At 53.6% G+C, this 1,221-nt stretch carries 1 protein-coding gene; it reads left to right on the top strand.

Features of this window, described 5'->3' with window-relative positions; genetic code table 11:
* Nucleotides 1–71: 71 nt before the first annotated feature.
* Nucleotides 72–1,192 (top strand): IS3 family transposase gene (locus tag N037_RS15595; protein ID WP_156369734.1). Its coding sequence is split into 2 segments (ribosomal slippage): nt 72–330 and nt 330–1,192, totalling 1,122 coding nucleotides; the frame shifts between segments, so codons are not numbered across the junction.
* Nucleotides 1,193–1,221: the final 29 nt, after the last annotated feature.

Below are 1,221 nucleotides of genomic sequence, written 5' to 3'. Positions count from 1 at the left end.
TGACCAGCTCCCCGTTGATTAATACACCCCGATGTTAGTAATGTCTTCATAAGCCACATGAGGACATCCCCATGAAGAAGCGTTTTTCCGACGAACAGATCATCAATATTCTTCGCGAAGCGGAAGCTGGAGTTTCTGCCCGTGAGCTCTGCCGTAAGCACGCTATTTCCGATGCCACTTTCTACACCTGGCGCAAGAAGTTTGGTGGCATGGAAGTTCCTGAGGTGAAGCGGCTTAAATCTCTTGAAGAGGAGAACGCCCGCCTCAAGAAGCTACTTGCCGAAGCCATGCTGGATAAGGAGGCACTTCAGGTGGCTCTGGGGCGAAAGTACTGACGACAGGCCAGAAGCGGGAAGCCGTTGAGTTTATGTGTGATGCGACCGGTCTGTCGCAACGTCGTGCCTGCAGGCTTACAGGTTTGTCCCTGTCGACCTGCCGCTATGAGGCTCAGCGTCCGGCAGCTGATGCGCATTTATCAGGGCGCATCACTGAGCTGGCACTGGAGCGCAGGCGTTTTGGCTACCGCCGCATCTGGCAGCTGCTGCGTCGGGAGGGCCTTCACGTCAATCACAAGCGGGTATACCGTATTTACCATCTTAATGGACTGAGCGTAAAACGCAGACGACGCCGTAAAGGGCTGGCAACCGAGCGGTTTCCGCTTCTGCGCCCGGATGCGCCGAACCTGACATGGTCGATGGATTTCGTTATGGACGCACTGGCCAACGGTCGGAGGATCAAGTGCCTGACCTGTGTGGATGATTTCACGAAGGAGTGTCTGACGATCACCGCTGCTTTCGGTATTTCAGGCGTTCAGGTTACGCGTATTCTGGACAGCATCGCGCTGTTTAGGGGCTATCCGGCGACAATAAGAACCGATCAGGGCCCGGAATTTACCTGCCGCGCGCTCGATCAATGGGCCTTTGAGCATGGTGTGGAACTACGGCTTATCCAGCCAGGTAAGCCAACGCAGAACGGATTTATTGAGAGTTTTAACGGACGCTTTCGCGATGAGTGTCTGAATGAACACTGGTTCAGCGATATTCTTCATGCCCGGAAAACGATTAATGACTGGCGGCAGGATTATAACGAGCGCCGTCCCCATTCATCGCTGGATTACCAGACACCAGCTGAATTCGCAACGGACTGGCGAAACAGGAAATATGAAGAAAAACCAACCGACATTACTAACTGAAGGTTGTATCTAATCCTGGGGGCAGGTCA

This window comes from Enterobacter sp. EGD-HP1, from assembly GCF_000733275.2.
Lineage (GTDB): Bacteria > Pseudomonadota > Gammaproteobacteria > Enterobacterales > Enterobacteriaceae > Enterobacter.
Note: the sequence above shows the minus strand (reverse complement) of the source record. Positions and strands in the feature narration are given on the sequence as shown.